This window comes from Chroogloeocystis siderophila 5.2 s.c.1, from assembly GCF_001904655.1.
Classification (GTDB): Bacteria; Cyanobacteriota; Cyanobacteriia; order Cyanobacteriales; family Chroococcidiopsidaceae; genus Chroogloeocystis; species Chroogloeocystis siderophila.
This window is the reverse complement of record NZ_MRCC01000018.1, coordinates 106546-113905: the sequence shown is the minus strand read 5'-3', so window position 1 is coordinate 113905 and position 7360 is coordinate 106546. Positions and strand designations below refer to the sequence as shown.

The window sequence follows — 7360 nt, the reverse complement described above, 5'->3', positions numbered from 1 at the left end:
CTCCAAAGGCTTTTTTCCTTCTGTCAATGTATCAGCCCTGCATAATCCCAGGGGGTTGGGGGTAAACCCCCGCAACGAATCCGCTCCTCAGGGCAAGGACATCTTACGGTCGGTTTGCTCAACGGAGGACACCTCCGCACGCAACTGACCTCCCGCACGACACTGGCTCCCCAATTTGGGGGACTTCCGAGCCAGTTCTACTTCAAAGTCCCCCACAGGTGGGGATGCAAGGGGGCGAAAAAGCTTGGAGCGACCCCAGTCTAGACTTGTGTGTACACCATGGCTCAATTTTGGGAGAAACTAAGAAGAGGCTAGAGTCGATCAGATTAATTACTTGACAGTAACTTTAGCACCTGCTTCTTCAAGCTGCTTCTTCGCGTCTTCAGCCGCATCTTTGGCAATAGCTTCTTTCACTGGCTTGGGTGTAGATTCTACCAAGTCTTTGGCTTCTTTTAGACCTAAACCAGTTAATGTACGTACGACTTTAAGAACTGCAATCTTCTTATCCGCAGGTACTTCATCCAGAATGACGTCAAACTCGGTCTGTTCTTCGACTTCCTCCGCAGGTGCAGCCGCAGCAGCACCAGGCGCAGCCATCATCATCATTCCACCAGCAGGCGCAGCAGCGCTGACACCAAAAGCTTCTTCAATTTGCTTGACTAACTCAGCAGCTTCTAGCAGAGTTAAAGATTTGAGTTGTTCTAAAATTTGATCGGTTGCAGCAGACATTGATTAACTCCTGTAATGTTTAGTTGTTTCCACAAAACGCAATAAGCTCTAGCTATGCAGCATCGCTTTGCGCACCATCATTTTGGTCTTTTTCTGAGACTGCTTGGATACTGCGACCCAGCGCAGCAGGAACTTCGTTGATTCCCACAGCAATCTTGGTTGCTAGCGCATTAATTGCTCCAGCAATTTGAGCAATAAGCTGTTCTTTTGATGGCAGGTCTGCAAGTGCTTTGATATCAGGCTCTTTCAGTACCCGACCTTCCATAACACCGCCACGCAGTTGCGTTTTTTTGCTGGCTTTTTGGAAGTCTTGATACGCCTTAATTGCACCACTAACGTCTTCTTTGACTAGTAAAAAAGCAGAAGCACCTTGGAGCAATTCTGACATCGGTTGCCAGTTTTCCTGACCATCGATCGCAATACCCATGAAGGTATTCTTGGTCACTTTGCACGTTGTGCCTGTAGGACGCAACCGCCGCCGCAGATCGGTAATCTCAGCAACCGTAAGTCCTTGGTAATCTATAACAAGCGCTAACTGTGACTGACTCAAACTTTCCTTAAGTTCAGCAACAATTTCTTGCTTGTTTTCTAGCGTTCTACCCATCTTTGTCTCACCTCCTTAACTTGTGCGTGCCGATACTCAAAGCAAAAACCCCAGCTTTATCAGCCAGGGTTCAGCAGGTTATACCTCTGCTGCCATGCCACTTTGTTGTTCACATAAGTGACATTCGAGCAATTGAGTTACAAACCTCGGCAGGGTATTAAGCTTTGAAAGCTCCTGCTGTCTCTGGCTTTGTCTATTTAATTTGAAGGGGTCAGGGATTTATGCTAACTCTTACATGAACATTCTCTGACCTCTAACCTCGGATCTCTCATCAAGCAGCTTCAGATTTCATATCGCGCAGGGCATTGATATCCACTTGGATTGATGGTCCCATTGTTGCCGATACGAACATTGTCCGCCAGTAACGACCTTTGGCACCTGAAGGACGATTGCGGTCAATAGTCTCTTGCAAAGCCTTAAGATTCACCAATAAATCTTCTGGTGAGAAGGACGCCTTACCAAACATAACATGAACGATTCCTGTGCGATCGGCACGAAACTCTAATTTACCTGCTTTGAAATCGGCGATCGCTTGTGTCACGTCAAAAGTCACAGTCCCACCTTTAGGGGAAGGCATCAAGCCACGCGGACCTAGAAGTCTTCCAAGTCTTGCTACCTGCGGCATCACATCAGGTGTCGCAATTAACCGATCAAAGTCCATGCGACCTTGTTGAATCTCATCAATCAGTTCTTCCGAACCAACGACATCCGCACCCGCATTGGTTGCTTCAGTAACTTTTTCGCCTCGTGCAATTACCGCTACCCGTACAACTTGCCCCGTACCTTTAGGCAGCGCTACTGTCGTCCGTAGTTGCTGGTCAGTATATTTAGGGTCAATTCCTAGGCGGATATGAGCTTCTGCGGCTTCGGTAAACTTCGCTGTCGCAGTTTCTTTTAATAAGCTCAGCGCCTCTAAAGGTTGATAAGGTCTATCTTCAACTTTTTTTCGCAGTTCTTGCATCCGGCGAGATTCTTTTTTCGCCATTTTTTCTCCCTTGGGGTCAACTAACGAAGTTTTGCTTCTCCCCCGCTATACGTGTACATTAAAAGTTTTAGTTGTAATGCTAGAAAATTAATTCTAGCAATTAATCTACTACGGTCACACCCATATTGCGGGCAGTTCCGGCAACGATTTTCATTGCCGCCTCAATATCATTTGCGTTGAGGTCTGGCATTTTTGTTTGGGCAATTTCTTGCAATTGTGCGCGGCTGATCTTACCAACTTTCTTTTTGTTTGGTTCGTTTGAGCCTCGCTCGATACCAGCAGCTTTGCTAATCAATACTGAAGCTGGTGGCGTCTTGAGTACAAATGTGAAACTACGGTCTTCATAAACCGAAATTTCAACTGGGATGACCATTCCGGCTTGATCTGCGGTTCTGGCATTGTATTCTTTGCAGAACATCATGATATTGACGCCATGCTGACCAAGCGCTGGACCCACCGGAGGTGCTGGGTTTGCTTTTCCTGCGGTCAGAGCCAGCTTAATGACCGCAACAACTTTTTTTGCCATTCTCTCGTTAGCCTTGTTTCTGAACCTGATTAAACTCCAATTCAACTGGCGTGTCTCGTCCAAAGATTGAAAGTAGCGCTTTTAGCTTACTCCGTTCTGGACTGACTTCAACCACTTCACCCTCAAAGTCTTTAAATGGACCTGAAAGCACGATAATTTTATCGCCAGCTGCCATATCGATTTTAACGACTGGCTCTTGCTCAGTTGTCTGTTTAAATATCCGTTCGACTTCGGTATGACTCAGCGCTACTGGTTTAACGTGACCGCGTCCTCTACCCGTACCTTTTCTTTGCTCCGCGCCGACAAAGTTGATGACGTGAGGTGTATTCTTGACAACCTGCCAAGTGTCATCGTCCATTGCCATCTTGACGAGTACGTAGCCAGGAAACACTTTTTCTTCGGTATGCTGTCTGCTACCGTCTTTGCGGATTTTGACTGCGGGGGTTTGCGGAATTTCGACGCGAGCAATCCGCTCGGCAACGTCAAAAGTTTGCGCTCGTCGCTCAATATCTGCTTTGACTCTTTTTTCACATCCCGAAGCAACTTGAACTGCATACCAACGCGTCGGGATATTAGGCGAATTTTCTGTCGCTTCTGTATCCTGAACTTGATTGGAATTACCTCGTTCGTCTTCTAATGTCATCGAAACACCTGTCCTGCTGCCCAAGCAAAGAAGCCATTAACCAGATAAATAAAAGTCGCGGATAAGACTACCATCGACAATACAGCGGCTGATTCGCTGACAAGTTGCTGTCTGCTAGGCCATACAACTTTGTCGAATTCTTCTTTGGTTCCACGAAAGAAGCTGCCAAGATTGCCTTTATTTTTGGATTCTTGGACTTCGACTTCGTTTTTCTTGTTCACGAGCAATCGTCTCCCTCATCACAATGCAGCTATGACACGAATTCCTGCAATTACAAACACTACAATTGTCTGCTTCGCGAGACGCTCTTAGTCATACTTACTAAAATAATTTTACCCGAAAGTTATGCTTCTTGGCGCTAGAATAGCACTGAATACTGCTTTCGGGTTCTGCATAAGGATAAATGTGCTACACCTAGCAGGGGTAGATCCTGCGTAGCGCGCCCTGGAGGACTTGAACCCCCGACATCAGGTTTTGGAGACCTGCGTTCTACCAACTGAACTAAGAGCGCACAATTTACTGTAGCTATAGCCACTAAGCTTATAGTGTAACGCAATTTGAGTCCGAATGCACAAAATTGTGACTTGAATTCAAACTTGCTGCTATCTACAAAGCACGGTCGAACCGTTGTTTGACGCGAGTCGCTTTACCAACGCGATCGCGTAAGTAGTATAACTTGGCGCGACGTACTTTACCACGACGTAGCACCTTGATGCTTGCAACACGCGGTGAATGTAAAAGAAACACTCGCTCTACACCTACTCCTTGAAAGATTCGCCGGACAGTTATTGTCTCGTTAATTCCGCCATTGCGTTTAGCAATGACTATCCCTTCGTAAGGTTGGGTACGTTCCTTGCCACCCTCTTGAATCACGACTCCCACCCTAACCGTATCGCCGACATAGATATCGGGTACATCCGACTTCAATTGCTCCGCTTCGATCGAGCGGATGATTTCTTGCGCGTTCATAGCCTTATGAAAAACTCACAATCATCCATATTAGCTCGAAATTTATGTTTGAGTCTAGTGATCGAGCGATAGTTCGTGTCAGATGATTAAATTCGGCTATTACAGAAGGGCATTGCCTAATCGATGGATGAATCGTTAAGTAGCTGCACTCTTAGTAAGCCCCCTAAATCCCTCACACTTGGGGGACTTTAAAAGAATTTGGTTTCCCCCAATTCTGGGGGGCGAGGGGGCAAATCATACTTCTGTTCCGCATAGCAGAAGGTTTTGACACCATAGTAGAAAATAACTCTTCTCACTGCTTTCAATGTTTGCAGTGTCTGAATTCGAGCAACAAGATAATCTGCATCTCCCGACACATTATGCCAAAAATATGGTGCTGCGTTACAAAGCATTGCCTTCTTAAAAACTTCGCTTTATCTTGCTTGATTTTGTAAAAAAATGACACAGTTCTTCTTTTTGTCGCTATATTATTAGGTAGAATTTACAGTATTAAAAATAGTAACAAGGTATTGCAATTAATCGTTTGATACCCTCTGTTGCTTTAACTTTCCATGAGGCTTGCTGATAGTGACATCACCGCGACAACTGACCCCAAACACAGAAGCTTCGCTACTAGCTGCGGAATTTTTCAGACGCTCTGCTGGGAAATGGCGCTCAGAAAGGCGATACTATACTTTGCCCGACGGCGAAACTAAAGAAATGGTCAGTATGATTACCATTTGCTTTTTAGCGCCAGGGTGTCCTGAACTCGAACAACTTGCTCAACTACACCAACTCGATGACGCTGCCATTTTAACTTGTGGAGCAGAAGTGAGTTGGGAGAGTACGAATTCAGTATCAGGAAAAAAAGAGTCTAAGGGCGCGACCCTTTTTGGTGTAGGGGGGACAACGTTGTATCGCGATCGCGGTTTTGCCACAACAAAGCCAGTAACGGCTGAGTATTATTTCTCCAATCCACAAACGATGTGTCTGCGTACAAAATACAAAGGTTCTGTTTTTGAAGAAGAATTGAAGCTGATTGGTAACAATTACCGCACTCGGCAAACCATCATCTCTCGTGCAGGCGAACAGCAGATGATTGGTCAGTATTTAGAAAAGAGACAGTAGGAAGGGGTGAGTTCTGCTTCCTCTGGTTCTGTTTGCCTCTAGTAATGGTTTCCTGACTTACGATGGTGAACCGCAGTAACTCCATCAGGAGCGAGAACTTTACCGTTATCAACACTTGCATAAACTATCCAATGATCGCCTGCTTCCATGCGATTTTGGATTGAGCACTCTAGATACGCCAACGCGTCGGAGAGAATAGGACAGCCATTATCTGCACTCTGAGTTGCTACACCACTGAAGCGGTCTTCTCCAGGCGCAAAAGGCTTCATGAAGTGCTTGCGTAGTTGCTTACCTTCAGCGAGTATGTTTAGTACAAATTTGTTACCAGTGTGCATAAGTGATTCAATCGCACGGTCTTTCGCAACAGCTACAGTCAATCCTGGTGGGTTAAAAGTCGCTTGAGAGACCCATGACGCCAGCATTGCACTCGAAACATCTCCCTGTTTAGTTGTGACTACACTTAGCGAACCAACCACTCGCCCAACGGCTTGTTCAACACTGGTAGCTGGTTGTCGCGGGGCGCGGACTTTTTTGGCTTTTTTCAAGCTTTGAGCAAAGTCAGTCCCTGCTTCTTCGCACAGTTGGAGAGTGACATCAGTAGGTTTAAACTTGACGCGCATCGTGTCAAATCCAAACCGATAACCAGCATCTTTGAGTTTACTCTCGATTAAATCAATCGCTTCACCACTCCAGCCGTAAGAACCAAACACGCCAGCTAATTTATTGTTAGTAGCAGTCGAGAGGACGATGCCTAAAGCGGTTTGAATAGGAGTCGGTGCATGACCGCCAAGCGTAGGTGAACCAATGATAAATCCGGCAGATTTTTCTACCGCAGTGCGAATCTCTTCAGGAGTGGCAAATTCACAGTTAATCGATTCGACCGCAACACCTGCTTTGGTGATACCACGCGCGATCGCCTGTGCTAATGTTGCCGTATTTCCATAAGCTGAAGCATAAATCAAAGCGACAATTGTCTCTTGAGACGTCTGCTGCTGACTCCGCTGTCGGTAAGCTTCGGTGAGTTGTAACAGTCCATAACGCACTAATGGACCGTGTGCTGTCGCGTACATTCTTACGGGAAAATCGGCAAGCTTATCGAGTGCGGTTTCTACTTGACGCGCGTGCGGTGCCATTAAGCAATCAAAGTAGTAGTGCCGATCTTCTTGGAAACTTTCCCAGCCTTCATCAAATACTTGGTCACCGCAAATATGCGCGCCGAATAACTTATCTGTGTAAAGAATTTCTGTGAGAGGATCGTAGGTACAAAGATGATCAGGATAGCGCGGGTTAGGAGTAGGAATAAATTGCAGATGATGACCTTTGCCTAAATCTAGCGTTTCCTCGCCGCGCATCACCATAATTTGTAGATCAGGGTGTTCTAGTGCGCTACGGAGATTGATTGCACCAGGGTTAGAGCAGACAAAGGTAATGTGTGGGGCAATTTTTAGTAGCGCTTTTAACGTTGCAGCACGGTTAGGGTTAACGTGTCCGAGAATGACGTAATCAAGCTTTTGTAAATCAATGCGCTGCTGTAAAGCTGCTAAATAAATTTGGGTAAAAGTTTCTCCAGGAGGATCGATAATTGCTAGCCGATCGCTTTGAATGATGTAACAGTTAGCAGTCGTACCGCGCGCCAAGGCATATTCAATTTCAAATCGTAACCGCGTCCAACTGCGCGATCGCAGCACGGTGGTATCGATACCAACGGGAAAAAACTGTACGTCGCGTGGCTTTGATTCCATAAGTCAGATGAGGGGTTGGAGGGCGCTGGCGCAGACCTACGGTTCGGAGGTCAAG

10 protein-coding genes, 1 tRNA gene and 1 other annotated feature are annotated in these 7360 nt (G+C 46.2%); of the genes, 1 reads left to right on the top strand and 10 read right to left on the bottom strand.

Going from position 1 to position 7360, the window contains the following annotated elements:
• Window positions 1–330: 330 nt before the first annotated feature.
• The 9 genes from rplL to NIES1031_RS23985 form a co-directional block, all read right to left on the bottom strand.
• The gene (rplL, locus tag NIES1031_RS19415; protein WP_015187280.1) at window positions 331–729 is read right to left on the bottom strand and encodes a 50S ribosomal protein L7/L12; all 399 of its coding nucleotides are present in this window, start codon (window positions 727–729) and stop codon (window positions 331–333) included.
• 52 nt (window positions 730–781) lie between these two features.
• A complete protein-coding gene (rplJ, locus tag NIES1031_RS19410; RefSeq protein ID WP_073551119.1) occupies window positions 782–1333 on the bottom strand; it encodes a 50S ribosomal protein L10 in 552 nt (183 codons plus the stop codon).
• 33 nt (window positions 1334–1366) lie between these two features.
• Window positions 1367–1538: a sequence feature (ribosomal protein L10 leader region), on the bottom strand.
• Between the two features lie 66 nt (window positions 1539–1604).
• Window positions 1605–2318: a 50S ribosomal protein L1 gene (gene rplA, locus NIES1031_RS19405; protein WP_073551118.1), complete on the bottom strand. Its 714-nt coding sequence runs from the start codon at window positions 2316–2318 to the stop codon at window positions 1605–1607.
• A 100-nt stretch (window positions 2319–2418) separates the two neighbouring features.
• A complete protein-coding gene (gene rplK, locus NIES1031_RS19400) occupies window positions 2419–2844 on the bottom strand; it encodes a 50S ribosomal protein L11 (RefSeq protein WP_015187283.1) in 426 nt (141 codons plus the stop codon).
• A gap of 7 nt (window positions 2845–2851) precedes the next feature.
• Window positions 2852–3487: a transcription termination/antitermination protein NusG gene (gene nusG / locus NIES1031_RS19395; RefSeq protein ID WP_073551117.1), complete on the bottom strand. Its 636-nt coding sequence runs from the start codon at window positions 3485–3487 to the stop codon at window positions 2852–2854.
• A complete protein-coding gene (secE, locus tag NIES1031_RS19390) occupies window positions 3484–3708 on the bottom strand; it encodes a preprotein translocase subunit SecE (protein WP_073551116.1) in 225 nt (74 codons plus the stop codon). Before secE ends, nusG begins: the two co-directional genes overlap by 4 nt.
• A 217-nt stretch (window positions 3709–3925) precedes the next feature.
• Window positions 3926–3998 (bottom strand) — tRNA-Trp (locus tag NIES1031_RS19385).
• A 95-nt stretch (window positions 3999–4093) separates the two neighbouring features.
• A complete protein-coding gene (gene rplS / locus NIES1031_RS19380) occupies window positions 4094–4456 on the bottom strand; it encodes a 50S ribosomal protein L19 (protein WP_015187286.1) in 363 nt (120 codons plus the stop codon).
• 188 nt (window positions 4457–4644) lie between these two features.
• The gene (locus NIES1031_RS23985; RefSeq protein ID WP_143167826.1) at window positions 4645–4848 is read right to left on the bottom strand and encodes a hypothetical protein; all 204 of its coding nucleotides are present in this window, start codon (window positions 4846–4848) and stop codon (window positions 4645–4647) included.
• 175 nt (window positions 4849–5023) lie between these two features.
• Between NIES1031_RS23985 and NIES1031_RS19375 the strand changes: the two genes are divergently transcribed.
• A complete protein-coding gene (locus tag NIES1031_RS19375) occupies window positions 5024–5563 on the top strand; it encodes a phycobiliprotein lyase (RefSeq protein ID WP_073551115.1) in 540 nt (179 codons plus the stop codon).
• A 38-nt stretch (window positions 5564–5601) separates the two neighbouring features.
• On the opposite strand, the gene NIES1031_RS19370 is transcribed toward NIES1031_RS19375, so the two are convergent.
• Entirely contained in the window at window positions 5602–7305 is a 1704-nt protein-coding gene (locus NIES1031_RS19370) for a diflavin flavoprotein (protein WP_073551114.1), read from the bottom strand.
• Between the last annotated feature and the right edge of the window lie 55 nt (window positions 7306–7360).